Origin of the sequence: Pararhizobium sp. PWRC1-1 (assembly GCF_049897905.1) — a bacterium.
Taxonomy (GTDB): domain Bacteria; phylum Pseudomonadota; class Alphaproteobacteria; order Rhizobiales; family Rhizobiaceae; genus Pararhizobium.
In genome coordinates this window covers 218,714-244,373 of the sequence record NZ_JAFCXE010000004.1, presented here as the reverse complement: position 1 = coordinate 244,373, position 25,660 = coordinate 218,714, and the positions used below count along the sequence as shown (strand labels likewise).

Annotated in this window: 21 protein-coding genes and 6 pseudogenes; 17 read left to right on the top strand and 10 right to left on the bottom strand. The window is 57.1% G+C overall.

What is annotated here, in order from left to right:
* The first annotated feature begins 31 nt into the window (after positions 1-31).
* From ACP7E0_RS09075 to ACP7E0_RS09050, 6 genes and pseudogenes are all read left to right on the top strand, one after another.
* Positions 32-544 (top strand): MarR family winged helix-turn-helix transcriptional regulator, encoded by a 513-nt coding sequence (locus ACP7E0_RS09075; protein ID WP_426124393.1) that lies wholly within the window; start codon positions 32-34, stop codon positions 542-544.
* A 313-nt stretch (positions 545-857) separates the two neighbouring features.
* Complete coding sequence (locus ACP7E0_RS09070) at positions 858-1,577, top strand: substrate-binding domain-containing protein (protein ID WP_426124392.1); 720 nt, start codon at positions 858-860, stop codon at positions 1,575-1,577.
* Positions 1,578-2,447: 870 nt separating this feature from the next.
* Positions 2,448-2,957 carry a DUF417 family protein gene (locus tag ACP7E0_RS09065; protein WP_426124391.1) on the top strand — a complete coding sequence of 170 codons (510 nt, stop codon included), beginning with the start codon at positions 2,448-2,450 and terminating at the stop codon, positions 2,955-2,957.
* 342 nt (positions 2,958-3,299) lie between these two features.
* Positions 3,300-3,992 (top strand): FMN-binding negative transcriptional regulator, encoded by a 693-nt coding sequence (locus tag ACP7E0_RS09060; RefSeq protein ID WP_426124389.1) that lies wholly within the window; start codon positions 3,300-3,302, stop codon positions 3,990-3,992.
* A 13-nt stretch (positions 3,993-4,005) separates the two neighbouring features.
* Positions 4,006-4,571 (top strand): annotated as a pseudogene (locus ACP7E0_RS09055) (glutathione S-transferase family protein); the annotation flags it as partial.
* A 497-nt stretch (positions 4,572-5,068) separates the two neighbouring features.
* Positions 5,069-7,015 carry a HAMP domain-containing methyl-accepting chemotaxis protein gene (locus ACP7E0_RS09050; protein ID WP_426124387.1) on the top strand — a complete coding sequence of 649 codons (1,947 nt, stop codon included), beginning with the start codon at positions 5,069-5,071 and terminating at the stop codon, positions 7,013-7,015.
* Positions 7,016-7,099: 84 nt separating this feature from the next.
* Here the strand turns inward: ACP7E0_RS09050 and ACP7E0_RS09045 are convergent, their stop codons facing one another.
* The gene (locus ACP7E0_RS09045) at positions 7,100-7,465 is read right to left on the bottom strand and encodes an SH3 domain-containing protein (RefSeq protein WP_426124385.1); all 366 of its coding nucleotides are present in this window, start codon (positions 7,463-7,465) and stop codon (positions 7,100-7,102) included.
* A 460-nt stretch (positions 7,466-7,925) separates the two neighbouring features.
* Between ACP7E0_RS09045 and ACP7E0_RS09040 the strand changes: the two are divergent.
* The 3 genes and pseudogenes from ACP7E0_RS09040 to ACP7E0_RS09030 form a co-directional block, all read left to right on the top strand.
* Positions 7,926-8,332 (top strand): annotated as a pseudogene (locus ACP7E0_RS09040) (non-homologous end-joining DNA ligase); the annotation flags it as partial.
* A 171-nt stretch (positions 8,333-8,503) separates the two neighbouring features.
* Positions 8,504-8,980 carry an Hsp20 family protein gene (locus ACP7E0_RS09035; RefSeq protein WP_426124383.1) on the top strand — a complete coding sequence of 159 codons (477 nt, stop codon included), beginning with the start codon at positions 8,504-8,506 and terminating at the stop codon, positions 8,978-8,980.
* Between the two features lie 71 nt (positions 8,981-9,051).
* A pseudogene (locus tag ACP7E0_RS09030) lies at positions 9,052-9,216 on the top strand (DUF982 domain-containing protein); the annotation flags it as partial.
* A 144-nt stretch (positions 9,217-9,360) separates the two neighbouring features.
* Here ACP7E0_RS09030 and ACP7E0_RS09025 read toward each other — a convergent pair.
* A complete protein-coding gene (locus tag ACP7E0_RS09025) occupies positions 9,361-10,257 on the bottom strand; it encodes a LysR family transcriptional regulator (protein WP_426124381.1) in 897 nt (298 codons plus the stop codon).
* Between the two features lie 134 nt (positions 10,258-10,391).
* Here ACP7E0_RS09025 and ACP7E0_RS09020 point away from each other — a divergent pair, with 134 nt between their 5' ends.
* The 4 genes and pseudogenes from ACP7E0_RS09020 to ACP7E0_RS09005 all read left to right on the top strand — a co-directional run bounded on the left by ACP7E0_RS09020 (position 10,392) and on the right by ACP7E0_RS09005 (position 12,915).
* The gene (locus ACP7E0_RS09020; RefSeq protein ID WP_426124379.1) at positions 10,392-11,378 is read left to right on the top strand and encodes an MBL fold metallo-hydrolase; all 987 of its coding nucleotides are present in this window, start codon (positions 10,392-10,394) and stop codon (positions 11,376-11,378) included.
* A gap of 122 nt (positions 11,379-11,500) precedes the next feature.
* Complete coding sequence (locus ACP7E0_RS09015; RefSeq protein WP_426124377.1) at positions 11,501-12,124, top strand: pyridoxamine 5'-phosphate oxidase family protein; 624 nt, start codon at positions 11,501-11,503, stop codon at positions 12,122-12,124.
* A pseudogene (locus ACP7E0_RS09010) lies at positions 12,121-12,605 on the top strand (DUF1348 family protein). The gene ACP7E0_RS09015 and the pseudogene ACP7E0_RS09010 overlap by 4 nt, the downstream one beginning before the upstream one ends.
* The gene (locus ACP7E0_RS09005) at positions 12,487-12,915 is read left to right on the top strand and encodes a hypothetical protein (protein ID WP_426124559.1); all 429 of its coding nucleotides are present in this window, start codon (positions 12,487-12,489) and stop codon (positions 12,913-12,915) included. Before ACP7E0_RS09010 ends, ACP7E0_RS09005 begins: the two are co-directional and overlap by 119 nt.
* A gap of 2 nt (positions 12,916-12,917) precedes the next feature.
* On the opposite strand, the pseudogene ACP7E0_RS09000 reads toward ACP7E0_RS09005, so the two are convergent.
* Positions 12,918-13,291 (bottom strand): annotated as a pseudogene (locus ACP7E0_RS09000) (adenylate/guanylate cyclase domain-containing protein); the annotation flags it as partial.
* Between the two features lie 333 nt (positions 13,292-13,624).
* Between ACP7E0_RS09000 and ACP7E0_RS08995 the strand changes: the two are divergent.
* Positions 13,625-13,825 carry a hypothetical protein gene (locus ACP7E0_RS08995; RefSeq protein WP_426124375.1) on the top strand — a complete coding sequence of 67 codons (201 nt, stop codon included), beginning with the start codon at positions 13,625-13,627 and terminating at the stop codon, positions 13,823-13,825.
* Between the two features lie 617 nt (positions 13,826-14,442).
* On the opposite strand, the gene ACP7E0_RS08990 is transcribed toward ACP7E0_RS08995, so the two are convergent.
* Together ACP7E0_RS08990 and ACP7E0_RS08985 are read right to left on the bottom strand one after the other, a co-directional pair.
* A complete protein-coding gene (locus tag ACP7E0_RS08990) occupies positions 14,443-16,116 on the bottom strand; it encodes a SulP family inorganic anion transporter (RefSeq protein WP_426124373.1) in 1,674 nt (557 codons plus the stop codon).
* A gap of 190 nt (positions 16,117-16,306) precedes the next feature.
* Positions 16,307-16,795, bottom strand: a complete 489-nt coding sequence (locus ACP7E0_RS08985) for a hypothetical protein (RefSeq protein ID WP_426124372.1) — start codon at positions 16,793-16,795, stop codon at positions 16,307-16,309.
* A 207-nt stretch (positions 16,796-17,002) separates the two neighbouring features.
* Here ACP7E0_RS08985 and ACP7E0_RS08980 point away from each other — a divergent pair, with 207 nt between their 5' ends.
* A complete protein-coding gene (locus ACP7E0_RS08980; RefSeq protein ID WP_426124370.1) occupies positions 17,003-17,935 on the top strand; it encodes a polyphosphate kinase 2 family protein in 933 nt (310 codons plus the stop codon).
* 122 nt (positions 17,936-18,057) lie between these two features.
* On the top strand, positions 18,058-18,390 hold the full coding sequence (locus ACP7E0_RS08975; protein WP_426124369.1) for a hypothetical protein: 333 nt from the start codon (positions 18,058-18,060) through the stop codon (positions 18,388-18,390).
* An 874-nt stretch (positions 18,391-19,264) separates the two neighbouring features.
* Here the strand turns inward: ACP7E0_RS08975 and ACP7E0_RS08970 are convergent.
* The 4 genes from ACP7E0_RS08970 to ugpB all read right to left on the bottom strand — a co-directional run bounded on the left by ACP7E0_RS08970 (position 19,265) and on the right by ugpB (position 23,444).
* On the bottom strand, positions 19,265-20,311 hold the full coding sequence (locus ACP7E0_RS08970; RefSeq protein WP_426124541.1) for a sn-glycerol-3-phosphate import ATP-binding protein UgpC: 1,047 nt from the start codon (positions 20,309-20,311) through the stop codon (positions 19,265-19,267).
* Positions 20,311-21,159, bottom strand: a complete 849-nt coding sequence (gene ugpE / locus ACP7E0_RS08965) for a sn-glycerol-3-phosphate ABC transporter permease UgpE (RefSeq protein WP_426124367.1) — start codon at positions 21,157-21,159, stop codon at positions 20,311-20,313. Before ugpE ends, ACP7E0_RS08970 begins: the two co-directional genes overlap by 1 nt.
* 9 nt (positions 21,160-21,168) lie before the next feature.
* Positions 21,169-22,050: a sn-glycerol-3-phosphate ABC transporter permease UgpA gene (ugpA, locus tag ACP7E0_RS08960; RefSeq protein WP_426124365.1), complete on the bottom strand. Its 882-nt coding sequence runs from the start codon at positions 22,048-22,050 to the stop codon at positions 21,169-21,171.
* Between the two features lie 89 nt (positions 22,051-22,139).
* Complete coding sequence (gene ugpB, locus ACP7E0_RS08955) at positions 22,140-23,444, bottom strand: sn-glycerol-3-phosphate ABC transporter substrate-binding protein UgpB (RefSeq protein ID WP_426124363.1); 1,305 nt, start codon at positions 23,442-23,444, stop codon at positions 22,140-22,142.
* Positions 23,445-24,338: 894 nt separating this feature from the next.
* Here ugpB and ACP7E0_RS08950 point away from each other — a divergent pair.
* Positions 24,339-24,648 (top strand): annotated as a pseudogene (locus ACP7E0_RS08950) (nuclear transport factor 2 family protein).
* Positions 24,649-24,750: 102 nt separating this feature from the next.
* On the opposite strand, the gene ACP7E0_RS08945 reads toward ACP7E0_RS08950, so the two are convergent.
* Complete coding sequence (locus ACP7E0_RS08945) at positions 24,751-25,641, bottom strand: LysR family transcriptional regulator (protein ID WP_426124361.1); 891 nt, start codon at positions 25,639-25,641, stop codon at positions 24,751-24,753.
* Between the last annotated feature and the right edge of the window lie 19 nt (positions 25,642-25,660).

Genomic DNA, 25,660 nt, shown 5'->3' with positions numbered 1-25,660 from the left:
TGTCTATGCGTGACGCATATATATTTTCGCAATGGATGAGAAAAAAACAGAGAACGTGATCGGCGCAATGGTTTTGGGCCTCGCTGACGCCGTACTGCGAGAGACAGAAAACCAAGCTCCGGAGAAAGGGCAGGCGGCGGCGGCGATCGCGCTGTTGCGGCACCAGCCTGGGATGCCGATCGAGCAGATGCGACGCGCTTTGGGACTTTCGCATTCCGCCACGGTCCGCCTGATAGATCGGCTTGTGACGGATGACTTGGTCGTAAGACGACCGAGCGCAAGCGATCGGCGAGCCGTCGCTCTCCATTTAACGGAAGCGGGTGAAACGAGCTGTGATGCGATCTTGTCTTCTCGCTTCGAGCGTATAGCCAGAGCTTTACAGGGCTTGGATCCCGCTGAAAGAGAGACATACCGATTGCTCACCGAGAAGCTTCTCTCGAATTTCGTCGAAGATCTCGATCACGGTTATTCGGTTTGTCGCTTGTGCGACCTCAGTGCTTGTCCAGACTGCCCGGTAGTATGTGCTCTTCAAAATAAAGTATGACCTAAGCGCGAAGAAGTGAAGCGAATGCCAATTATAAACTAATTGCTCCCTCGGCACTTGTGAAGTCAAGAACTGGTCGCGCAACATGCGAATGCAGCATCGTAGATTGCAATATTCGCATGAGTAACAACCGCATGCACCACGTAGTCTAAAGCTAACGGAGGCATAAATGCTCGATATCAGATGACTCGAAGAAAGCAAGAATCCCATCTACCTAACTAAGGCTGGCGAAGAACTGCTGGCGATATCAAGCGATGTCGTTGGGCGGTTGAACGGAACCCGCAGGGCGATACGCGACGAAGCCGATAAAAGAATGACAGCCGTACGGTTCGCCGCGCCGCATGTCCTCTCCGTTACATTTTTCCCGAAATGGCTTCCCATCCTCCAACGTCAGGTCGGATCGCTTCCCCTCAACGTTCGATCCGACGGCCTCGGATCCTGTTGCGGCGCCCTTGAAAACGGCGACGTCGATTTCGTCGTATGCTTTGTCGATGCTCGAGCTGATCTGAAAAGCGCGTATGAAGCTCTCCCTCTTTCAAGGTGCGATTCGATACTTGTGGGGAGAGATAAACTCGTTCCGTTATCGGTTCCGGACAGGGCAGGCGAGCCACGCCATCGCCTGACTAGCGGCAGCGAAACCGACGTGCTTTATCTAGGGTACGAGACGGTGTGCACTCTAGGCCGGGCCGTCGACGGTGCCATCGGACGGGATGGCTCCCTCTCCCGACTACGCCTGATCTTCGAAAATGCGCAGGCCGACGGCCTGCGCTCGATGACCCTTCTGGGGATGGGAGTGGCGTGGCTACCTTTGAGCATAACACATAACGACATCCTGACTGGCAAGTTGGTCCGGGCTGGACCAGAACCTCTGGATGTTGATCTCGAGGTTAGGGTTTTCCGCACCAATAGGGATCTGGCGAAGCGCTCTGAAGCAGTCTGGCGCCAAATGTCGGCGCAATCCATGACGGCCCGGAGCAAAATTTCAGGGCTGTCCGACAAGATGTTAGCTAGCGGTCACGTTGTCGGCTTTTGAGGCGGGTTGCCCAAAGCGGCCTCGGTTTGAAGTCTTTCGTACCGCTTTGCCTAGGCGAAGCTCTTATCCAAAGCTTCCAGCCCTTTGCGCACGATACTTTAAAGGAAGTGCACACAAGCCATCGGAACTCGAACGTTCGGGCCATCTACACTTAAATCTGTAGTAACTTTGACCGCATCAATACACCCGTGTGACATTGAATTCGCCGATTAATGAATCATCGCCCGCCTGCAGTGCTGCCAAGCGTATTCCTCCGCCCGCCTGCGAAAGCAAAGCTTGGCTGACTGGGCAATCGGGTGCAGGAGCCGTGATCGCATAGCCGGCATACCCGAACACGCGTCTTCTATACTCCCTATGAACTGAACCAGCATTTTTTAGGTTAGTTCACCAAAAGCAACGCGTTCCAAGGGCTCGAGATGCTTCAAAGCCTACGCCATTCTGCGCTGTCTCGCGGATAGATTGCCGCGGATCTCTCCCTGCCCACTTCTGTCAGATGCACCTCCGCGGCGCGGAGGTCATTTTTACTCGGGTGTCGCCGAACCAGTCCCTCGGCGGTCAAGCGATCGACAAGGCAAACGGCCCCAGGATGCGACAACCCGAGGGTCCAACGTAGCCGCTCGATGGAGGGCGCATCTCCCAACAACGCCAACGCGGAAGCGGCCGCCCCCGGCTCGGGCGCATGGCGCTCACTATCCCGAACCATAGAGTCCGACAGTGCAAGCAGAAGCGCCCCCAAGACGTTTTCAATTTTTCCCTCATCCATGCCCTAAATATATATGCACCAGGCATAGACATCAAGTTGCTTTCGTGTTTTATATGCGTCGCGCATACAGTTTCCCTGAGTTTTTCCATGATAAAGGATCGTTTCGAATGGCTACCGTTCACATCCCTACCGCTGCCGAAGCTTGCCTGAGGGCTCGGCCAGCAGACCGCCTAACACTCACTGCTGGCCGTGTTATTTCCCTGGCCGGCGTTGTCTTGCCTCTTCTCCTCATCGGTATTCTGAAGTTTACCCAAATGGAAATTGACGCGCTCAAACCTCTGATCAACGGCACGCCCTGGTTGGCATGGCTTTACTCGGTCTTTGGATTCGCCGGCACCAGCTACCTGCTCGGCGTCGTCGAACTCTTCACAGCCGCTCTGTTCATCACGTCATTCTGGTCGGTCCGCGCAGGGCTTGCTGCCGGGGCCCTCGGGGCATTAACGTTTGCGACGACTGCTTCGACATTGTTCGCCTTGCCGATTTGGGAAGCCGCCTCGGGCGGATTCCCGTACCTCACATTTGTTGGATCATTCTTGATCAAAGACATTGCCCTCCTTGGAATCAGTCTCGCTGTGCTGGGCGAAAGCTTGATCAAAAGCAGCGCCTGGAAGCATTGAGCGCCATCCGGCAAGAGATGGCGGCAACGATGCAGCAGCGGTAGTTTGGAAAGCTGGGCTACACCGCGAGTTAGGCCACCCTCCAATAAACGTCATCACGTGATGGCATTCCATGCGGAAACCGCAATTGCCGATGTGTGAACCGCATTGGATGTCGCGAACTACGGAAGGCTAAATGGCTGTCTATATTGACAACGAAGGCCGGTGTGTTCTGCTGAACTCGTGCGGTGCTGATCGTCACCGGCAATCGGCCGCGTCAACAAAGTCCGAGCAGCCTGATTTCGTGTTGCGTACCCAATGGTCGCTGACAGCGGTCGAGGCAAACCCTATCGAGGACGAAGCATGCATTACGCTGAATACAAACACACCGATCCGGCTCTCGTTCGTGCTCTGGTGGAAACGTTTCCGTTCGCGGCCATCTCGGTCAACGGATCCCAAGGACCGCGCATTGCCCATGCCCCCCTTACTTTCCGAAACGGTAAAGCTCCGGTCGGCGCGCTTGAATTCCATCTAGCGAGAGCCAACCCCATCGCTCCCGACATGAAAATTGGAACACCTGTTACGATTCTGGTTCAAGGTCCTGGCGCCGCCATTTCGCCGAGTTGGTTTACATGCAGCTTTCAACAGCCTGACTCTGATCGAAGCAGGACCGCACCTACATATAACTACGTCAGTTTGATTCTGAACGGTCGACTGGAGTTTATGGATGACCTCGCGCTACAAACGCAGATTAGGGACTTAGTGTCAGCCAGTGAACCAGAAGGTGGCTGGCGCACCGATGAGTTGGCACCCGACCTCTGGCAGGGCTGGCGCAAGCTGATCCAAGGGTATCGGCTGGAGATCGAGAGTTTTGATCTCACCGCCAAGTTGAGTCCAGGCGATGCACCGGAAGACAAGTTTGGTGTCGTCGCAGGCCTGCTGGAGCGCGGTGTGCTCGCTGACGTGAGCATGGCGCATCTCGTAGAAGGGTATGACGGCACATCTCAATCACTGCTCTCCCTTGTTCGCGCGTTGAAACATGGCGTTGGCCTTTGAGGATCGCAGAATTATGCAAGACCTCTCGTCCTTTCCGATCACGCAGCGCTGGCCGGCGTCTCATCCCGATCGCCTGCAACTTTACGCGGCTTCTCCCACGCCCAATGGCGTCAAGATCTCGATCATGCTGGAGGAGACTGGCCTGAAATACGAGCCCCACCTGGTCGACATCTCAAAAAACGAGTCGAAGGATCCGGCGTTCGTGTCTTTGAACCCGAACGGCCGCATACCGGCGATCATCGATCCGTCAGGGCCAAACGGCGACCGCATTGTCGTCTGGGAAGCCGGTGCGATTCTCCTCTACCTGGCCGAGAAGACGGGCCAGCTCATTCCGGATGCGCCCGCCCAACGTTACGAAACCCTGACCTGGGTGTTCTTTCAGATGTCGGCCATCGGGCCGATGTTCAGTCAGCTTGGCTTTTTACTTCGGTCGAGCGGTAGGGACTACCAAGACAAGCGGCTCGACAGCGCTTTGCCGACGAATCCAAGCTTCTCCTCGGGGTCCTGGATTGCCAGTTGGAAGGCCGCGACTGGATCGTCGACGATTATTCGATCGCGGACATCGCGACGATCGGCTGGTTCGCAGACGATTGGATGCGATCGAGTAGCCGGTCCTAGAAGACTGTCAGCCTTTGTAAATGGCTTGCAACCGCCACCAAATTCTACAGGCGATCGATAGCCAAAGGCAGAACGCAGTCGTCTCGCGTTTTAAAACTCCCACGTGCGGGACGACGAAGGTAGTCCGTGCGCTCGGGCAAGCGTCCACGCGGCAAAAGAAGGCATTTTACGTGATGCTAGGTGATTTCTTTCAAGGCGAAACACCATTCACCGTGTCCGACCCCGATCAGCGCTGAAGCACACGATTTCTTGAGCAACACAAGACCTAGGAGTAGCCAGCGCTAATCCGAAGGTTAAATAAAAAGAAAGCTTTTGGCTTAATATTAGAGCTAGCTTTTGAAAAGCTAAGAAATTGGTGCGGAGATGTATTCCCACCAACCCCACTCCATAAGCAGAATGATTTTGCCTGACGGGTTTTGTTTGTGCCGCCGGACCACGGTCCAGCGATGGGAGATTCTATGTCAAGTCCGAAAATCAAAACCGCGCTCGTGGGAATGCTGATTGCAGTCAGCATGATATTTGGTGGCTTCGCGTTTTATTCGGTAAATCGCCTGGAAGTCGTCAATAACTATGTTAGTGATCTGGCAACACACTGGATGCCGAGCCTTGCCCTCGCCAAAAATATGAGCGCCGACTTGACCACTCTGCGCGTTGTATACCGTGACCACCTTCTGTCCGTTGATGACGCAGGGAAGGAACGTGCGGAGGCGAGGATAAAGCAGACTGGCGCTGCTTTTCTCGCGCACTTGGTAGCCTACGAAACGAGTGGCATCAATCAGGGCCAGTTCGATATCACCACTCAGATCCGGGCGGATGTGCAGAACTACAACGCCGTCGGCGAGCGAGTCGTCACCGCCTCCCGTATAGGCAAGACCGAGGAAGCCAAGCAAATACTTTGGTCGGAATTGGCGCCTCTGGGCGACAAGATCGTCAAGCAGGTGAGCACTCTTGTCGAGACCGCCGAAGCCGGGGCGAAGGAAACCTATTCGAGCAGCCAGGTCGTCCATGACACTGCTCTGGTCATGACGTTGATCGCCATCGGCTTGTGTGCCGTGGCGATCGGCGGTTCTATCTGGTTTGCCGTGGCGGGCATTGCCAAGCCAATCCAGACAATTACCACCTCGATGAAGAGGCTGGCGGAAGGTGATTCAAACTCTGCAATTCCCTACGACGGACGCGCCGATGAGATCGGTGAGATGGCCGCCGCTGTCGAAGTATTTCGCGCGAACGCTGTCGCCAATCTGCGCCTCGAGCAGGAAGCCCATACTCAGCGAAACCAGACTGAAGTAGAGCAGCGCAAGGTGGCCGAGGTCGAGCGGATAAAGGCCGAGGCAATGGCTAAGGCAACATCGGGTCTGGCCAACGGTTTGAAGCATCTCGCCAGCGGAGACCTTACTTTCCACCTTTCTGAGCCCTTTGCCTCCGATTTTGAGAGCCTTCGATCGGACTTCAACGCGGCAATTGGACAGCTTGCCGAAACGCTGGGCTCTGTCGCTCGATCAACAGGATCAATTGACAACGGCACACGAGAAATCAGCCAGAGTGCGGAAGATCTGTCAAAGCGGACCGAGCAGCAGGCCGCGTCGTTAGAGGAAACCGCCGCCGCACTGGATCAGATCACCGCAAACGTTACCAACTCTTCTAAACGTGCAGATGAGGCGCGGACGGTGGCCGTTGAAGCCAACAAGAGCGCGGCGGAGTCTGGCCGGGTGGTTGCGGACGCTGTCAACGCCATGCAGAAGATCGAGCAGTCCTCAAACCAGATCGCCAGTATTATCGGCGTCATCGACGAGATCGCCTTCCAGACCAACCTCCTTGCGTTGAATGCAGGGGTTGAAGCGGCACGTGCCGGGGACGCCGGAAAGGGCTTTGCTGTTGTGGCGCAGGAAGTACGTGAACTGGCGCAGCGCTCGGCGAAAGCGGCAAAGGAAATCAAGGATCTCATCCGCAATTCCAGCGTGGAGGTTCAGAGCGGCGTCAAGCTTGTCAGCGAAACTGGCCAAGCGCTGAAAATGATCGAAAGCTATATCGTCACGGTAAACCAGCATATGGATTCCATTGCTATTTCCGCGCGTGAACAATCCATTGGCCTTGCCGAGGTGAACACGGCCGTCAACCAGATGGACCAGGTGACACAGCAGAACGCAGCCATGGTTGAAGAAACCAACGCAGCCAGCGCAACGCTCGCCAATGAGGCTGGCCGGCTACGCGAACTTATCAGCCAGTTCCAGCTTGGCGGGCAACGCACGCAAACGATGACTGCCAAGAAACCGGCAGGGCTGACGATCGCAAGCAATCAGCATAAGCCTGTCTCCTCGCCGGCGCGGCGGATGGCCAACTCGGTTGCCAAGGCGTTTGGCGGTGGCCAGGTTGCAAGTGCGACCGATAGCTGGGAGGAGTTCTGATACAAGCAGCGTTTGTCTCTCTGACGACATCGCCGGGCGAAGGCCGCGATATCTATGTGAAGGCGCAAGGTGTGGCTGGAGTGCTCACCAGCCTTGCGGCTTGATGTAGCGGCCGAAGACCCAGCCCGTCTGCCAGTCGCCGTTCTGGCCCGGATCATGCCAGATCTGGCACCAGGTGGAGCGGACAGCCTTGCGCTGGGCACCGGTCGACCAGCCGGAAATCACATTGAGATCGATGCCGTTCATGCAGCGACCGGTCATCTGCATGGTGGTGCCGTTCGGATAGCCGGCACGGACGGCCGACTGCGCCGACGGCCAGGCACGCGCGTTCAGCACGTCGTTCCATGCGACGTCCGACACCTGCCAGGCGACGAATGTATTGGCCATCGCCGCCGGTGCGGTGATCGCAAACGCCGCAGCAGCCAGGGCAATCTTCAACAGGCTCTTCATTGTCATATCCTCTTTGGGTCGGGCGTTGCCGACCGTCGTTTCGGTCCCTGATCCTGTTCTAGAAGAACGGTGCAGTATCGGCAGTTCCGAAGGGAACATGGCCTCGGATATTGTCGCGGTGATGCGCGACAGCCAGGTCGTGAAGCCTGACTGGAGGGTTCGTTGGTCCCCCCATCGTCTCTTGATCTATTGTGGGCCGTTTTTATGGGGCCACCCCACACTCCACCAGATTGGTCGGTGTAACCACGCACTTATACACCACTTTCTTGGCTCCACATGCAGTCAGCATCGCTATCGCTGCAACGATCAGAAGCGTTCGGATCATAAATGTCGGCTCCGCGTGGGGGAATGTTCCTTCGGGTTTGCCTACTGACGTGGCGCAGCCTGATTATCAACTTCGTTACCCGTCCCCCGAACGGTAAACGGGTAAACTTCGGGGTTCGATTATCTCTACAATGGTGGGTTGGAAGGGATTTTCGCGAAACACCGCGACAGCCCTTACCCCTCGGGCGGAGGGGAGACTGGCTAAAGATCAAATGCGTGCAGAGCGAGAGTTTCATGATCGTCGGCTACGAGCAGTCCGCCGCTGCGCACGGTGGCATCGGCAGTCTGCTGCTTGCAGGCCGACGAGGCCATGATTGGGTTTATGTTGGCGCCGTGGGCACGGGCTTCAAGGAAAAGGATGCCGCATATCTGAAGAAGACGCTCGACCTGCTGAAAACCAAGGCGCCGGTCGTCCCTTTGAAAGGCAAGACCTATGTGTTTGCGCAGCCGACGTTGATTGCTGAGATCGAATTCCGGGGCTGGACCGACGACAAAGGCCTGCGCGAGGTCCAGGATAATGCGGCCGTTTATGAACTGGATTGAGCCAGTGGCTGGGTGATGAAACCGTGTCAAATTTTTTCTGCTGGTGCTCTTGAATCCGAAATTGCCAAAAACCAAATCGATTGACGCCAGCCGCTGATGACGGGGCTGGCCTTGCTGGAAGGGCCGCTTTCGGCGCTTCCGTACCCATGTTGCTTCAAGGAGGATATGGCTATGGCAACATCTACTAATGACTATGCACCACTGTACCGGTCGAGCGTCGGCTTCGATCGGATCTTCAACCTTCTGGAAAATGCTCAGCGTGCCCGCTCGATCAGCGACTGGCCGCCCTATGACATCGTCAAGACCGGCGATGACACCTATCGGATCTCGATTGCGGTGGCAGGCTTTGCCCAGGACGATCTCGACATCACCTTCCAATCCAATCTTCTGACCGTGACAGGCAAGAAGCAGGAGACATCCACGGATGGTTACCTGCATCGTGGCATTGCCGGCCGGCCGTTCGAACACCGGTTCGAGCTTGCCGACCATGTCAGGGTGAACGGGGCGGATATGAGTAACGGTCTGCTGTCGATTGACCTCGTTCGCGAGATCCCGGAGGCACTGAAGCCACGCAAAATCTCGATTCAGTGCGAGCCCGCACGGATATCCGGTGCTCCAGGGCAGGTCGAAGCGCAGAAGGCGGCTTAATCCATATTTCAGCAGAACAGGGCGCCGTAGCGACGGCGCCCGTCAACATCCGGGTTGGGAAGGAGAGAGCGATGAAACCCGATATGTTCAGACAGCCTGTTCCAATTCTCGTCGGCCTCGGATTTCCGGCAGAGGTTCGCAGCGTGATGGATGCCTATCGCCATCTCGCCGAATGGCCGGCCTCGCTGAAAGACACCGCACACTCGGTCGCGCTAAAGGCATGCACTGCGGCGTTGATCGCCTGTGCGCCAAAGCGGAAATCAACTCGCCGGTGGCGGATGTCCTTGACGGTCCGCTAGGGCAAGCGGTCGTCAATGCAGGCGATCGACTACCGGTGAGCCTGACCGCCATTAACGGGGGCGCGTCTGATAGGCGGAAGGCTAGGATGCCATCCGCGCGCGCAGGCGGGGGCCGATCCAGTCGAGGAAGCAGCGCACCTTCAGCGACAGCGGATCGGCTGGTCCGTGAATAACATTTACTGGCAGCGGCTCCGGTGCGAACTCCGCCAACAATTCCTGCAGAGCGCCAGAGCGCAAATGTTCGTTTATCTGGTAAGAAAGCACGCGAATAATGCCGATACCGGCCAGCGCAGCCTGAATGGCAGCCTCTGTCGTGTTGACCGCGAGTTTGAGGCGCGGCTCGACGGCAAAGGCTGCGCCGTCCCGGCGGTATCGCCATTCCGGGGCGGTTTCGAAGCCCTGGAAGCTTATGCCATCATGCGGGGCGAGGTCTTCCGGCTGACGCGGCACTCCTCGGCGGGCGAGATAGTCGGGGCTCGCGCAGATCACCCGGCGGACGGCACCAACCCGTGTTGCGATAATCGGGCTGTCCGGCAGGTGCCCGATCCGTAGGGCTACATCGACGTGCTCATCCGTCAGACTTAGCTGCCGATCAGTCAGGGTCAGCCGCAGGTTGATATCGGGTTGCTCCTTCAGGAATTCGAGCGCGATTGGCAGCAGATGGCGCTCGCCGAAGGCAATCGGCGCGGTCACGTGCAGCCCGCCACGCAGCGCTCCATAATCGCCGCTGGCCTGCCGCTCCGCCGCGTCCAGTTCCTCGAGAATACGACGTGACGCGGCGACGAAGGCGCGCCCCTCCTCCGTCAAGGCGAGGCCGCGGCGGGTGCGCACGACCAAGCGAACGCCAAGATGCTTTTCAAGATCGGACACTTTGCGGCTGACCGTGGCCAGCGGCGCATTCAGCCTCCGTGCCCCGGCAGAAAGACTGCCAGCGTCGGCCACCGCCAATAGCACCGTCATCGCGTCAAAACGATCCATCGAAGCCTTCCATAAAATGAGAAGAATGTTTCCATATTGCCAGGATACCCCGTTATTTGTGGATGTCATAGCATTCGCGTCGTCAAGGGGCTCGACGTAGCTCCCATCGTGCTACTGATCCGGAGGAAGATGTCATGCCTCAACTTTCACGTCGCGCCTTCGCTGGCGCTCTGCCTCTCGGCCTCATCGGGGGAAGCCTCCTCGGTGGAAGCCTGCTCGGCGGCTCAGCCGCCCGTGCGGCGACGCAGGAAGCTACCAAGGCGCCTGTTGCGGTGAACCCGGTCGCACAAATCCGCATCGGTCGGTTCACCGTGACGGCACTGACGGATGGGTATGCCGATATGCCCTATGACTACTTTCCGGGGCGCTCAGCGCCCGAGGTCGAGAGGGCGGCAAGCGCACAGTTTACCGCCCGGCCGAGTGGCGTTCGGTTCCTCTTCAACCAATATCTCGTCGAGGATGGCGAGCGCTGCATCCTGATCGATGCCGGTGCGGCAGGTTCGATCGGGCAGACCGGACAGTTACCACAGGCACTCGCCGCGCTCGGTCTGAAGCCCGACAAGATCGACGCGGTTATCGTAACGCATATGCACCAAGACCACATGGGTGGGCTGGTTCTGGGAGGTAAGAACAACTACCCCGGAGCCGAGCTTTATATCGATCGTCGCGACATCAATCACTGGACCGATCCGGCCAAGCGCAACGGCGCACCTGATTACCTGCAGACGAGCTTCAGGATGGCGCAGGAGGTCGTGCGGCTATATCCGAGGCTCCAAGCGATCGACGGAGAGCGCGAGATTATGCGGGGCGTTTCGATCGTCGACTTGACCGGCCATACACCCGGCCATATCGGCGTGCGGGTCGAAGATGGCGGGAAGAGCATGATCATGGTTTCGGATATGATTTTTCCGGTCGTGCATCCGGCCGCGACCGATGTGTTCTTCCTGTTTGAGCAGGACCGTGCCGCTGCGAAAGCCATGCGTGATCGCTTCTTTCCGCGTGCCGCGTCGGAAGGCGCACTCATCGCTGCCACGCACATGCCGTTCCCTGGGCTCGGTCGTGTCGTTGCTGATCATGGGGAGATGCGTTGGCAGGTCGCAGACTGGGCCTTGCAGGACTGATGTCTGCTCTCGGTGATCTTAAGGGTATAAATTGCCAAGCACTGATTTCGGCTACCCAAAGATAGATCCGGGCTCGCACCGTGAGACTACGATGCGAGCCTGCCTGGGCAAGGAGAATAGGCATGCCATATCATTTCCTTGAGGTCGCTGTAACGCCAAGCGTCAGAGCGGCTCAGGCTAACATGGGGGTGGACCAGATATGGCTGGGCGCTGACAACCGCCCTTCAGACACGCTCACCGAAGACGAGATCGCCTTCATCGCCTCACGTGACAGCTTCTATATGGCATCGGCCTCCGAAAGGGGTTGGCCATACGTTCAACACCGTGGAGGAATAGCCGGCTTCCTTAAGGTCGTCGATCAGCGAACATTGGCCTTTGCCGACTACCGGGGTAATCGCCAGTACATCAGCGCCGGCAATTTTGCCGCTAACGATCGGACCTGCCTGTTTTTGATGGATTATGTGCGACGGGCACGGCTCAAAATTTACGCGTATGTGGAGCGACTGGCGCTTGATGCTGACCAGGAACTCACCGAACTGGTCTCCGACCCGACCTACAAAGGAAGGGCGGAACGGATCTTCAGGCTTCGGCTTGAGGCGTTCGATTGGAATTGCCCACAGCACATCATCCCGCGCTACACCGAACAGCAGGTTGAACAAGCTGTCGCTCCTCTTCGTGAACAACTGCAGCGATTGGAAACCGAGAACGCGACTTTGCGCGCGCGGTTGGAGAACCCGGAAAGATGACCGAAGCTCAACGACCACCCCTCCACCTTTTACGTTTGAAAGCGCAGTCGAGAAAGTTCGTCTTGCTGAAGACGGCTCGAACAGCCGCGACCCGGCGAGGGTCGCTCTGGCATATACGGTAGACAGCCAGTGGCGGAATCGTGCCGAGTTTGTCACCGGGAGGGAAGCGATCGTCGCGTTCCTTTCGGCAAAATGGCGGCCGGAGCTCGACTACCGTTTGATCAAGGAGCTCTGGGCGCTTAGCGACAATCGTAGCGCCGTTAGGTTTGCCTATGAGTGGCACGACCACAGTGGGAACTGGTTCAGATCGTTCGGGAACGAGAATTGGGAGTTTGACGATAGCGGCCTGATGCGGATGCGCTATGCCTGCATCAACGACCTGGCTATCCGCGCCGACGACCGCTGCTTTCAGTGGCCGCATGGTCGATGGCCTGATGATCATCCCGGAATTAGCGTACTCGCTTTTTTTAGTCGAAACTAGCCTGTCTCTTTTCATCTGGCACTCAAAGGCGGTGGCTCAGGAGCCAATCTTGATGAACTTTTCAGAACGCTCATTCCCAGAAAAGGAAGACGCCATTGAGGCCCCGTGGACGGCAGCCTGGGCCGATCCCTCTTCACCGACGTTCCGGATGTCTGCTTCTGGCATTGACCGTTTTGGCAACCGACGGTCCGCCTCCGGCCCCCTTGCTGTCGAGACGCCGCGGCAGCTTTGCACCTCCAATTCGGCCGTTCGACATTTTCATGAAACCTCCCAAAAGCTGTCGCTCCGGTTAAGTACCGAAGCGGTCTAGCCCGTCCCCGACACCATCACGCCGCCACGCTCGGCCAACTGCTCGAGCCGCGCGGCGACATTCACCCCATCGCCGTACACATCGCCGTCCACCAACACCACTCGCCCAGATTGATCCCGACGCGGAATACAATGCGCTGACGCTCCGGTAGCCGGCGTTGCGCGCCGCCACGGCATTCTGAAACTCCCGGCGCAGGCAACCGCATCAACCACGTTGTCAAACGCGACGAGCGCTCCGTCGTCATCAGTTTGCTCGGCGCGGATGGTCTTCAGTACTTGATGGTACCGGCCTCATCGGCCTCCATCGCCTTCGAGTAGCCTACCATATCCGCCGCCAGGATCGCCAGCAGCTTCCTGTCGAGCTCGGGGATACTCATCACCGTTCCCTTGTATGAAAGGCTGTTGTGATGGCAGTCTACACCCATCGAAGCGCCGCAACTAGCACACTGCCAGGTGGCATGTCTGCTTGCGGCCGGCGCTTAGGTGCCATCAACCCTTAGGCCAAAATCCGACGACGAACGGGGTGCCTTCTTCCAGTTCTGCAATAAAAATATGCAGAGATTCCGAACACTCGAAAACGGGTACGTACCTCATGAAAAACGTCATATTTTCATCTTGTGCGCCTGCTACTTTAGACTAAGGATACTGGTGCGGGAGGTCGCGAGGAGGCGGTTTCTCACAAAAAAAAGATGTCATCCTTGGGAGGAAAAATGATGCATTTATCCGATATCGCAATACCCCCAAAAGACCTCGATTTGCTCCAGACGGTTCTTGACGCTTGGTGTACGCAACATCGCATTCTGCGCAAGGATGCGACTGCAGAAGCAAAGATTTTGATCAACGAGTATAAGCGCGGTAATCGCTCGCAGATCAAACTCATCGATGCACTCATCAACAGCACTACGCACTAACGGGAAGGCGTCCCGGTTACGTCGAGAACCCGGCTTCACACCAGCCGGGTTTTTTAATGCCAGAAGTGCCGCTGTACCGAATATCGATGGCCTGAAACTGCGGCGTCGGTTCGAGACGGTTGGCCGCCGATAAAGATCTTCGTAACGCCCGGATATCGCAGAACAGATGTCGATGCTCTACCGGTAGAAGCACCCTTCATGCTGAAGTTCACGACCAGCAACAGGTTCACAAATTGAATAGTTGTTGTCAGCGGTAGGAGGGTCTGCATTCAGATCGCGTGGAAACCGGATCTTCTTACCAGCGTTATCGTCTCGTGTTTCCTCATGATGTCCAGATAGGTGGCGACGATATCGATAATATAGACAGTGCGGCGGCTCCTGGGGACCTCGTTTCGTTCCCTGATAACAGGCTCATTGTCGATCAGTTTCGCGCGATTCCGCGTGTGTACGCTGGGCGAAATGACGACCTTCGCTACGGAAGTTGAAGATCGGGCCCCTTCGCGTTCGGGCGGGGGGAGGGAGGCGGGGCTAGGCGTTCCACGCGATGCCTCGGGGAACGAAAAAAGCGATACGGTCAGTCGGGCTTGGCGTTTTATTGCTTCCACTGGCTCTTCCCTTCAAGCGTGCGATGTTTCCATCTGTAAGGCCGTCACAGCCTCTTCCAGATCATCGAAAATCATGGCGGGACCTATTCTGGCAAGGACGCCGGAGCGTTCGAGTATCGCAAGGGGCGCACTGTGGAGATCGACAAGTGCGAATTTCATGCCCCGTTCTCCTGCCATTGCCCGTATTTCGTCGAGTATAACGGCTGCGGTGCTGTCGATGAGGGGGGAGGCTCCCGCATCGAAGATGAATCCTGTCGTATCAGGCCCCAGTTTTGCAAAAATGTCCTCAATCCGCCGCTTGACGTAATCAGCATTGAAGAAAAGCAGACTGCCTTGGAGGAGATAAATCGCCAGACCGGGAACCGGCTTCGCCTGCGCATGCCGATGAAGCTTGTAGAAGCCGCCGCGTCCCGGAATACGCCCCAACATAGCATCTCGCGGCGTCATTCCCTGCATGACAAGGTAAAGCAGAGTGGCAACCACAGCGACGATCACACCCCTTAAAACACCCAGAGCGAGGACACCCATAATACTGATCAGCGCAAAGAAAAACTCTACACGGCTGACCCTCCATAAGGCTCTGAGCGCTTCAAGATCGATCAGGCCAATCGCTGCCGACGCAAGAACTGCTCCTAGTGCAGCAGTTGGGAGAACGGCCAGTGCATCGGACAGAAACAGGACCGTGAGCGCCAGGGCGGCGGCGGAGAACAGAGCCGCCAACTGCGTCCTGCCACCCATCATATCGTTGATTGCAGTGCGGGAATCCGACGCGGTGACAGGAAAGCCGCCGAACAATCCCGAGGCAAGATTGGCACCTCCAAACCCGAGAAGTTCACGATTTGCGTCGACGGGGTATTTGTTCTTCGTACCAAAACTGCGCGCCGTCAGAATACCCGATCCAAAGCTGACGATCAGCACGGCCCCGGCACCAAAGATGAGATCACCAATGGCGACGCGCTGCGGAATTGGTATCGACGGGAACGGTAGATGCGAGGGTACGACGCCGACAACACTGATCCCAAGGGCCGCAAAATCAAAGGCGGACGACAAGGCGGTGGCGAGCGCCACGACGACAAGGGGTCCAGGAATTGACGGCACCAGCGCGCCCAACAAGCGGAGCAGAACGAACAGTCCCAATCCCAAACCAAGGGTCGGCCAATGGATTAGATCTGATTTCGCAGCGATTTCAAACAGGGGAGGGAAGAGCCCATCGCTTTCGATCTTTACTCCGGTGAGGCGGCCTATCTGCCCGACCAGGATTGACAGCGAAATACCCGTCATGAAGCCGATCAGGATCGGACGCGAGAGAAGATTGGCGATGAAGCCGAGCCTGAGGAAGCTTGCCAGAACACAAAGCAGGCCAACAATTGCCGCGACGGCCGCAGAGGCTACTACGTTCTCTGCAACTGTTGAGAGGCCGAAGGAAACGAGCACCGCCGCAAGTACCGTTACCGTGGCTGCGTCCGGCCCGACGACGAGCTGCCGCGACGACCCAAGAAGAGCGTAGCCGAGCACCGCCATGATGCTCGCATAAATGCCGACTTCCGGCGGCAAACCCGCCAGTGCTGGGTAAGCGATCGCACTCGGGAGACCGACCGCCGCGATGGAAAGTCCTGACGTCAGATCATGCTTAAGCCAAGCGATCCGATATTCCCTTAGGCTGGCGATCAATGGAAACGTCGGCATGGCGGCGGTCGACTCCGGAGGTAACTCTGATGCTTTCGCTTAAGCGATTTCCGATCACCAACGACCGAAAGCCGGCGTCGTTCAGCCATTCAAAGCGGCCTGAACAGAATGTTGTCCATGCAGACCGGCTGACGGCCATCTCAGATGTTGATTTTTCGCCGCAGCACGGCCGGGAGCAGATTGGCTACGATCACAGCTCCTTCGGTTTGCTCCATCCAAGGAACATGCCGACATCGCCCGGCATTCCATGCGGCCATTCGACGATCGAGGCGGTGAGGCGGTAGCCCGCGGGCTTCAACCGGTCCCGCCATGCCTCATAGGCCTGCCGGGGAACACCCGTGAGCGTGTCGGGCCATTCGGGCTCGTTGTTGTTGATCGCGCGACCATCGTCAGTGCAGATTTCTACTGGAAACTGAAGCACCATCAGTTCGTTTTTGCCTTCGGCTGCTGCCGCCTTGACGCGGGAAAGAATGCTCGCCCGCATCTGGTCGGTGACCTCGATCGGTTTGGACATTCTCTCCATAACGATCTTTCGCGCATCCTCCGCGTTCTTCATTCCGTCGAAAGCCTTCGATGCACGCGCGGTGTCGATTGTGTCGGCATAGTCCCTAAGTTCGTCGGCCGTCATGAACAGATTCTTGTTTGAAACGTTGTCGCCTTGCTTACTCGAAATCGTCATTTTACCCCCCTCTTTTATGGCGCTTCGGCTGTCGAAGCCGAGCTGCACCACTCTCCAATTGGATAAAAGTCTATCTATGTAGTTGAATTAAAGGATCGTCTGGCTATTGTCGTATTTGATGATAGCATAATTTAGTAACAAGGAAAGAAGGTGGCTTTGCAAATCCGGGGCTGTTGACGGCCCCGTTTGTGAGAGGGAGAGAGCGCAATGAAACTCGACGTGGACTTTGACAAAAAGCGAAAGATACCGGTCGGCGAGAGCGGCCAGGTTAAGTTCCGATTCCGCGACATAGCAGTCGAACCCGGAAAGGCCGTGTCGCTGAAGAGGGACTTCGATCCCGATTTCACGGGCGGATACGACGACAAGGCCGGGGCCTTGCAAAAGGTCGCCTCGAACGTCCAGCGCCTCTCCGAAATGCAGCAGGTGCTCTACGCGCAGGACACATACGCCCTGCTGATCATCTTCCAAGCGATGGATGCCGCAGGCAAGGACGGCGCGATCCGCCACGTCATGTCCGGGATCAATCCGCAGGGCTGCCACGTCACGAGCTTCAAGTCCCCCTCGGCCGAAGAACTCGACCAGGGATATCTCTGGCGGGCATCTAAGGCGCTACCGGGCCGGGGAATGATCGGCATATTCAACCGCTCGTACTACGAGGAGGTTCTCGCCGTCAGGGTCCATCCAGAGTTCCTTGCAAAACAGAAGCTTCCCCCGGAGGCGATCAAAGGCAACATCTGGGAGAACCGTTTCAAGGAGATCAACAACTTCGAGAAGTACCTTCGTCAGAACGGCACAATCGTCCTGAAATTCTTTCTAAACATTTCCAAGGACGAGCAGAAAAAGCGGTTTCTCTCGCGCATCGACGAGCCCGACAAGAACTGGAAATTTTCCGCCGCGGACTATGAGGAACGGAAATACTGGGATGACTACCAGAAGGCCTTCGAGGACATGCTGGAGAACACCAGCACGGACTGGGCACCCTGGTTTGTGATTCCCGCCGACAATAAGTGGTTTGCCCGGCTGGCCGTCTCCGAGGTCGTCTCCTCGTCACTCGAACGCCTTGATCTGAAAATGCCCGTCGTGGACAACAAACAAAGGGAGCGTCTGCAGGGCATCCGCGGCCAGCTTCTTTCGGAATGACTAGTCGCTGACTGACGGGAAGGGCGGGTCCCGGCGGTGGCGTCGCGCTACGGCCGTGACCCTCTTTCTCGTTATACCTTCTCGGAGAACATCAAAAACGCCGAGCCTGAAGGGACAGGCAAATGATGCAAGGTACACTTTCAATTGGCATTCTATCATTTCTCATGCTCATCGACACTGCGCTTGCCGCAGAGCCGACGTTCGCAAACCTTCAATCCATGTGCCGAAACAAAACGGATCCATCGCAACAAGGATACTGTTTAGGGTTCGTCGAGGCGATCGCCCTGCGCATCGCCCGTGATGACAAAACGTGCGAATTCCTCCGGCAATACATCGATCAGGCAAACGCCGATCTCGCGCTCCCGGATCTGGTCGCCGACATCAATCCGAGCGGATACTCGAAGAAGGCGATCGAAGCAGTTGAAAAATTCTTATATAACCGGGGATGCACATAATCTGAACGGCAATTTCTGTGTGGTACCAAAGACCCGCGAACCTGTCGAAGTCGCACCCAGTTGTTACAGCGGCGAACGAACAGGCGATTGGACTTTCCGAAGTCAATAGCTGTCAATCAAATGGACCAGGTCACCCAGCAGAATGCAGCCATGGTGGAAAAAGCGACCGCTAGCACCAGCAAGTTGGCAAATGCGGTTGTCAAATTGTCCCGACTGATTCCCGCTTCAAGGTCGAACCCGGGGGCGCCGCACGCTCTCTGTAGTCAGTGCAGAAGACTATCACGCGCCCTTATCCTCTCCGGCGCGGGCACTCCACAAGACGGTAGAAAATGCCGTGGGACAAAGGATGCGTTAGCAAACTCCTGCCGAAGCGCCCAGTCCAAACCGCCTTTTCAGACATTTGGCTGTAAGGGGGCGTACAGGAATTCGGTGTCTCGAAAGCGGCCGCGCGACACAGTCTGATTGTTGCTGGCATAGTGCGTCCGCTTGATCTGATAAGCCCGCCCGCGACAGGGATGGAATAGGCAGCTCTCGACAATACGGGGCTTGAGGCTCGACTTGCCTCAAGACGAGCCAAGGTTTCTTTGTCGGTAAAAGCAGGCTCAATATTGGCCGAGTGCTTTGACCAACCGTATGAATTCTGCTTCGAAACCTTCCCGAGCGTAGAAATTGATTGCGCGCTTGTTGTCAGCGAATAGGCCGAGGCTGAGCAATCTTTACCGTTCCATCGCCGAAGACGTCACGGTCGCAGAAGATGGCGTCCACCTTAGAGCTTCCGTCCATCCACGGCTTGATGAAAGGCCGGATCGACGGCGAAGGGCAGGGGGCCGGCCTTGAACTGGGCAGATCGGTTGCGCCGATCATAAGGACGCCTTTAGCCCAATCGTCGACCTGCTTCATCGAAGAAGTGGAGGCTTTTGAAGTCGGCGTGAACCCTCATGAGATCATCGATCGCGATCCGGGAACGGCCGGCCACACGAAAAACCACGGGATGCCGGTCCGCCAAAAAGCCATGCACATAGCTCTCGGCGCCCACCAGCTCCACGGCCGCAACTGTGACATCGATACTAAAACCATTTCCGGATGTGCCAGGCTCCGGAAGATGCAAATCTTCCGGACGCACCCCGAGTGTTGCCGTGCCCACGGGCAGCACAGCGTTTTCAGCGAGAGACTGATGTCTCGTTATTTCAATTGGTAGGAGATTCATCGAAGGGGAACCGATAAAAGTTGCCACAAATGTCGTCGCGGGTTTCTCGTATAGCTCGATCGGAGTGCCGAGTTGTTCTATGCGACCGGCATTCAGCACGACGAGCCGATCCGCAAGCGTCATGGCTTCCATCTGGTCATGGGTGACGTAAACGCTGGTGGTGGCTAAGGCGCGTTGGAGGCGCTTGATCTCGACGCGCATCTGAACGCGCAGTTTCGCGTCCAGGTTCGACAGGGGCTCATCGAACAGGAAGGCGGCCGGTTCACGAACAATGGCGCGGCCCATGGCGACGCGTTGGCGCTGGCCGCCGGAGAGCTGTCGAGGCTTGCGCTCGAGGAAGGGCTCGATTTCCAGTGCCTTTGCGGCACCGGCAATCCGACGGTCGATCTCATCCTTTGGCGTATTGCGGTTTTTCAGCCCATAGGCGAGATTCTGGCGGACTGTCATGTGCGGATAGAGCGCATAGTTCTGAAACACCATTGCGATGTCGCGTTCCGAAGGCTCGAGATCGTTGACGATGCGCCCGGCGATTTCGATCGTCCCGGCGGTGATGCTCTCGAGGCCGGCAATCATCCGCAAAAGCGTTGATTTTCCGCAGCCCGAAGGGCCGACGAGGACCACTAGTTCACCATCCGATATATCGAGCGAAACGCCCTTTATGACCTCGACGGAACCATATTTCTTGCGAGCGTCTTTGAGTACAATATTAGCCATTATTTCTCCGTCTCCACGAGACCCTTGACGAACCACCGCTGCATCAGCACGACGACGACGATAGGGGGAATGATGGCGAGGATCGCCGTGACCATGACGTAGTTCCATGGCGTCGAGGCATCGGTGAAGTCAACCATTCGACGCAGCCCTATGATGATCGTGTTCATCTTTGCGTCGTTGGTCACCATCAGCGGCCAGAGATATTGCGTCCAGCCATAGATGAAGAGGATGACAAACAGGGCCGCAATATTGGTGCTCGACAGTGGTAACAGGATATCGCGCATGAAGCGGAAAGGGCCTGCATTGTCGATGCGTGCGGCTTCGACCAGTTCGCCGGGAATGGTAAGGAAGAATTGGCGAAACAGGAAGGTTGCGGTGGCTGATGCCATTAGCGGCAGCGTCAGCCCGGCGTAGGTATCGATCAGCCCGAGATCGACAATCACCTTATAGGTCGGCAGGATGCGGACCTCAACCGGCAGCATCAGCGTCACGAAAATCATCCAGAAGAACGCCATGCGAAAGGGAAAGCGGAAGAAGACGATGGCGAAGGCAGAGAGGAACGAAATGACGATCTTTCCGACTGCGATCGCGATGGCGACGAAGAAGGAATTGAACAGCAATCGCTCCAAACTGACGCCGACGACCCGCTCGACACCTCCGGACATGGCCTCCTTGTAGTTCTCCACCATGTGACTGCCCGGCAGAAGCGACATCGGCGGACGGATAATCGCCTCTGATGTCGTAGTCGAAGCGATGAAGGTATAGTAGATCGGGAAAGCTACGACGATTATGCCGATGATCAGGATAAAATGGCCAACCAAACTGGCGATAGGACGTTTTTCGATCATCTCTTGCCCTCAACCATAATGCACCCGTTTCTCGACGAAGCGAAACTGGAAGGCAGTCAGCGCGATGACGATGACCATGAGGATCACCGACTGCGCCGCTGACGAGCCGAGGTTGAGGTTTACGAAACCGTCATTGTAAACCTTGTAGACCAGCGTTTCAGTCGCCTTCGCCGGGCCACCGCCGGTTACGGAATGGATGATGCCGAACGTGTCGAAAAAGGCATAGACGGTGTTGACGACAAGCAGGAAAAACGTCGTGGGGGCTAGAAGCGGGAAGACGATGGTCCAGAAGCGCCGGCTGCCGCGCGCGCCGTCGATGGCGGCGGCTTCGATCAGCGATTTTGGAATGGCCTGCAGGCCCGCAACAAAGAACAGGAAATTGTAGCTGATTTGCTTCCAGGAAGCGGCAACGACGACGAGCGCCATTGCCTGATCGCCATTCAAAAGCGGATCCCAGGCAAAGCCGTTGCGACGCAGCAGATACGCAAGTGTGCCCATTGCCGGATTGAACATGAAAAGCCAGAGCATGCCGGCGACGGCGGGCGCCACCGCATAAGGCCAGATCAGAAGGGTGCGATAAAAACCTTGACCGCGAACCACCTTGTCGGCCGCGGTCGCCAGAAGCAAGGCGACGCCCATTGCGACCGCAGCCGTCAAAAGGGAGAAAACGACCGTGACCTGCAGCGCGTGTATATAGCTCGGATCGGACAAAACATTTTTGAAATTGGCGAAGCCGACGAAGCCGCTTTTCAGACCAAACGGATCTTGGCGCACCATCGACTGATAGAGCGCCTGACTGGCTGGCCAGAAAAAGAACACGACGGTGAGAATGATCTGGGGCGCAACAAGCAAATAGGGCAGAATCTTGTTTGGAAACGCGATGTTGTGCACTGGGTACTCCTGCCGGCGGTGGGAAAGCGGACGAGGTGGTCCGGACGTCGCCCCGCATACGGGATGCGAGCGACGTCCGATCAGGTATGCTAATTGCCCACGGCCTCGGCTATCGCCGCATTGCCCCGCTCGACGGCCTTGTCGAGTGCGGACTTCGCATCCTGCTGGCCCGCCAGCATGGCTTCGAATTCCTCATTCATGATGTCGCGAACCTGCGGCAGGTTGATGAGACGCACGCCCTTTGAGTTTTCTGTCGGGGCCTTGCCCATCATTTGCAGGATTGGCGTTTCACGGCCGGGGTTCTTGTCGTAAAAACCCGACTTTTTGGTTTCCTCGTAGGCCGCGTTCGTCACCGGCATATAACCCGAAACCTGATGCAGTTTGGCCTGTATCTTGGTCTGCGACAGGAAGTTGAAGAATTGCGCGACGCCCTTGTACTCCTCGTCGCTCTTGCCGGCGAACACCCAGAGGCTTGCACCACCGGGAATCGTGTTTTGCGGCCCATGTCCCTCATAATAAGGCAACTGGCCGATCCCATACTTCACGCCGGATTTGATGATGTCGCCGAGACCACCGGAGGATTCCGTGAGGATCGCACATTCGCCGGACATGAACAGTTGCTTGGCCTCGGAGGTACGGCCGCCATATCGGAACGTCCCATCCTTGGCGAGGTCGGCGATGGCTTGGAAATGCTGGACGAAAAGCGGTGCGTTGAATTCCAGCTTCACATCGTTTCCGCCAAGACCGTTTTCCTGGGTGCCGTAGGCTACGTTGTTCCAGGCGGCGAAGTTTTCGGTCTGGATCCAAGTCAGCCAGGTTGAGGTGAGGCCGCAAGCAGCGCCACCTGTTTTAATTTTCTTGGCGGCTTCGAACACTTCAGGCCATGTCTTTGGCGGGTTCTCGGTGTTGAGACCAGCCTTCGCGAACATGTCCTTGTTGTAATACATGATCGGCGAGGAGGAATTGTAGGGAAAGGACAGCATCGTTCCATCCGGCTTGGAGTAATAAGCGGCGATGCCTGCGAGATATTGCGACTTGTCGAAGGTAAACCCGCCCTTTTGCAGTACGTCCGCCGCCGGAACGATCGCACCTTCGGCGCCCATCATGACACCGCTGCCTGCGTCGAAAACCTGAATGATGGCAGGTGCTTGTTTCGAGCGAAAGGCCGCAATACCGGCGTTCAGTGTCTCTGGATAAGTCCCCTTGAAAACCGGCGTGATGGTGTAGGCATTCTGGCTCTCGTTGAATTCCTTCGCCAGTTGATTGATAACCTCGTTATTGGCGCCGGTCATCGCATGCCACCACTGCAGATCGAACGCGGCATAGGTATTTGCCGGTAGTGCCAGCGTTAGTGCGAAAAGCGCCGTCGATGCGGCCAAAGAACGTTTGAACATGGTTTTCCTCCCGGTGATAAAACAGAATGCATTGCTCTTTTTTCACGACCTGATTGCGGTCCTCCCGACCGTTACCAGTAGTCGTCGTATTGAAGCTCGCCCGGCGACGCCAAAATGCTTCCCTCTGCGCTTCGATATTGTCACATAGAAGCGAAATGGCATTTGTCCACATGTCCAACCGGAACCGACTGGCTTATATGTTAGCAATACCGTCCCGACAGGTTTCTCACGGCTCATCGGTATCACTCAGGGGGCTTCAACAGCGGCGTAGGATTTTACCACTTCATCAATGGCTTTCATTTGGCTTAGAAAAGGCTGGGAGCTTGTCTAGTGGTAAAGCGCTAGGTCCGCCGCGGCTGCGCTGACCGATTACGGCGACGCGCTCAGCGGAAAGATAATCATCGATATCACAAACCCGGTCGCTGCCGACCTTCAAGCCTTGTGACACCCAGCGGAAGCTCAAGTGCGCAGGAGCCGGCCAAGGCCCTTCCCGCAAGTTCGCATGTCGTGAAGGCCCTCAACACCATTTTCGGTCATGTCCTCGCGAAAGGCGGACGTCTCGATGCGTTCATCGCGGCCGACGATGCGGACGCGAAGGCACGCGTCTCGACCCTTCTTGAAGGCCTCGGCCTGCCTCCGCTCGACATTGGCGGAGCACGTGGCCCCGACGCTCGAGTCGCTCGGCCTGATGATGATCGGTTTGGCCAAAAGCGGTGCTGGCACCTGGGACCTTGCTCTGAACGTGGACATCGGTTGAGCCGTCGCCACCACATTCATACTGAGGTCTCCATACAGCGTGTCCGGCAGATCAGACACGCTGTAATCAAGAACGATGAAGAGATTTCGAGGAGCATCGAAGAGAATATCCAGACCGTGAAGGACTTCTTCGCAGCGATGGGCCGCGGCGACAAGCGAGCTTTCCTGGCCTTGTCTGCCGAGGATATCGAATGGATTATTCCAGGCGAGGACTGGCTCCTGGCGGGCACGCACCATGGGCGCAGTGGACTTGAGTTCTTGCTTCGGACATCCGCGGAGGCGATGGAAGCCGTTCTCAAAGCCTCCCGAGTTCGTGGCGCAGGGAGACAGGGTCATGGTCGTTGGGGTCGCCACCGGAAAGGTCAAGGCGACCAACAAGCCGTGGGAGGACGACTGGGTCTTCGCCATGACTGTCCAGATTGGCAAGCTGACGCACATTCGGAAGTAGGCCGATACACAGGCGCTGGCCCGGGCATCCACAATGGACCCGAGCCTGTCTTAATATTTTCAACCAGCGCGCAGGGACAAAGCAAATCGGCCAGGTCTGGCGTCAGTTGTGCGTTACCGATCCATTTAGAAGCGGAGCGTAAGCGGCGAGCCTTCGGGATACGAACTCCGTGAACAGCCGTACGCGCTTCGACTTTCGTGTCTCCCCCTGGGTAAGAAGCCAGACCGTTCCATACAGGTGCAGGTTTGTATCCGGTACCCTCACCAGCAGGGGATCGGCGTCACCCACGAAACACGGCAGCGTCGTAATGCCGATGCCCTGTCGTACCGCCGCGATCTGCGCCTCGAAGTCCGTGGTCCTGAACAGAGCGCCAGTGGCGCGAACTTCTCCCTCGCGAGCCCAGTCCGGAACTCCATGGCCGCTGATCGCGATCCATCTGAGCTCCGGCCCGCCCGCGCGCCGCGCGGCCAGCCGATCAACGGAGATGTAGATACCTCCGAATATCTCCGCTCCCTTTAGGCCGTGCAGATTGGGCGGCAGGGTCTTGCGGTCGTACACGACGCGGATCGCCACGTCAGCCTCGCGGTTGGTGAGGTTCGCCAGTTCCCCGGACGACACGATATCCATCTCGATGTCCGGATACAGGCGCGCGAACTCGGCGAAGTCGGGCATGAGCAGGTGTCCCGAGAGAGGCGATGGCAGTGTCACGCGAAGAAGCCCCCGCACGCTCTGATCACGACCAAGGACGCGCGTTTCCAGCTGGCGCGACGACGCTTGCATCTGGTCCGCGAACTCCAGGATTTCCTCGCCAGCGTCCGTCAGGCGGTATCCTGAAGGGAGCTTTTCGAACATCTGGGCGCCGAGGCCTGCCTCGAGTTGGGCGATACGTCTCAATACCGTCGTGTGGTTTACGCCAAGGCGCTCGGCCGCGGCCCGCACCGAGCCTTCGCGCGCCACGGCGAGAAAATAACGGATGTCATCCCAATCGATCATGGTGCAATCCAGCACCTCA

Excerpts from the sequence above, each read along its gene's own strand:
- ACP7E0_RS09075 (WP_426124393.1), top strand. The coding sequence starts at position 32 with ATGGATGAGAAAAAAACAGAGAACGTGATCGGCGCAATGGTTTTGGGC.
- ACP7E0_RS09070 (WP_426124392.1), top strand. The coding sequence starts at position 858 with ATGACAGCCGTACGGTTCGCCGCGCCGCATGTCCTCTCCGTTACATTT.
- ACP7E0_RS09065 (WP_426124391.1), top strand. The coding sequence starts at position 2,448 with ATGGCTACCGTTCACATCCCTACCGCTGCCGAAGCTTGCCTGAGGGCT.
- ACP7E0_RS09060 (WP_426124389.1), top strand. The coding sequence starts at position 3,300 with ATGCATTACGCTGAATACAAACACACCGATCCGGCTCTCGTTCGTGCT.
- ACP7E0_RS09050 (WP_426124387.1), top strand. The coding sequence starts at position 5,069 with ATGTCAAGTCCGAAAATCAAAACCGCGCTCGTGGGAATGCTGATTGCA.
- ACP7E0_RS09045 (WP_426124385.1), bottom strand. The coding sequence starts at position 7,465 with ATGAAGAGCCTGTTGAAGATTGCCCTGGCTGCTGCGGCGTTTGCGATC.
- ACP7E0_RS09035 (WP_426124383.1), top strand. The coding sequence starts at position 8,504 with ATGGCAACATCTACTAATGACTATGCACCACTGTACCGGTCGAGCGTC.
- ACP7E0_RS09025 (WP_426124381.1), bottom strand. The coding sequence starts at position 10,257 with ATGGATCGTTTTGACGCGATGACGGTGCTATTGGCGGTGGCCGACGCT.
- ACP7E0_RS09020 (WP_426124379.1), top strand. The coding sequence starts at position 10,392 with ATGCCTCAACTTTCACGTCGCGCCTTCGCTGGCGCTCTGCCTCTCGGC.
- ACP7E0_RS09015 (WP_426124377.1), top strand. The coding sequence starts at position 11,501 with ATGCCATATCATTTCCTTGAGGTCGCTGTAACGCCAAGCGTCAGAGCG.
- ACP7E0_RS09005 (WP_426124559.1), top strand. The coding sequence starts at position 12,487 with ATGCCTGCATCAACGACCTGGCTATCCGCGCCGACGACCGCTGCTTTC.
- ACP7E0_RS08995 (WP_426124375.1), top strand. The coding sequence starts at position 13,625 with ATGATGCATTTATCCGATATCGCAATACCCCCAAAAGACCTCGATTTG.
- ACP7E0_RS08990 (WP_426124373.1), bottom strand. The coding sequence starts at position 16,116 with ATGCCGACGTTTCCATTGATCGCCAGCCTAAGGGAATATCGGATCGCT.
- ACP7E0_RS08985 (WP_426124372.1), bottom strand. The coding sequence starts at position 16,795 with ATGACGATTTCGAGTAAGCAAGGCGACAACGTTTCAAACAAGAATCTG.
- ACP7E0_RS08980 (WP_426124370.1), top strand. The coding sequence starts at position 17,003 with ATGAAACTCGACGTGGACTTTGACAAAAAGCGAAAGATACCGGTCGGC.
- ACP7E0_RS08975 (WP_426124369.1), top strand. The coding sequence starts at position 18,058 with ATGATGCAAGGTACACTTTCAATTGGCATTCTATCATTTCTCATGCTC.
- ACP7E0_RS08970 (WP_426124541.1), bottom strand. The coding sequence starts at position 20,311 with ATGGCTAATATTGTACTCAAAGACGCTCGCAAGAAATATGGTTCCGTC.
- ugpE (WP_426124367.1), bottom strand. The coding sequence starts at position 21,159 with ATGATCGAAAAACGTCCTATCGCCAGTTTGGTTGGCCATTTTATCCTG.
- ugpB (WP_426124363.1), bottom strand. The coding sequence starts at position 23,444 with ATGTTCAAACGTTCTTTGGCCGCATCGACGGCGCTTTTCGCACTAACG.
- ACP7E0_RS08945 (WP_426124361.1), bottom strand. The coding sequence starts at position 25,641 with ATGATCGATTGGGATGACATCCGTTATTTTCTCGCCGTGGCGCGCGAA.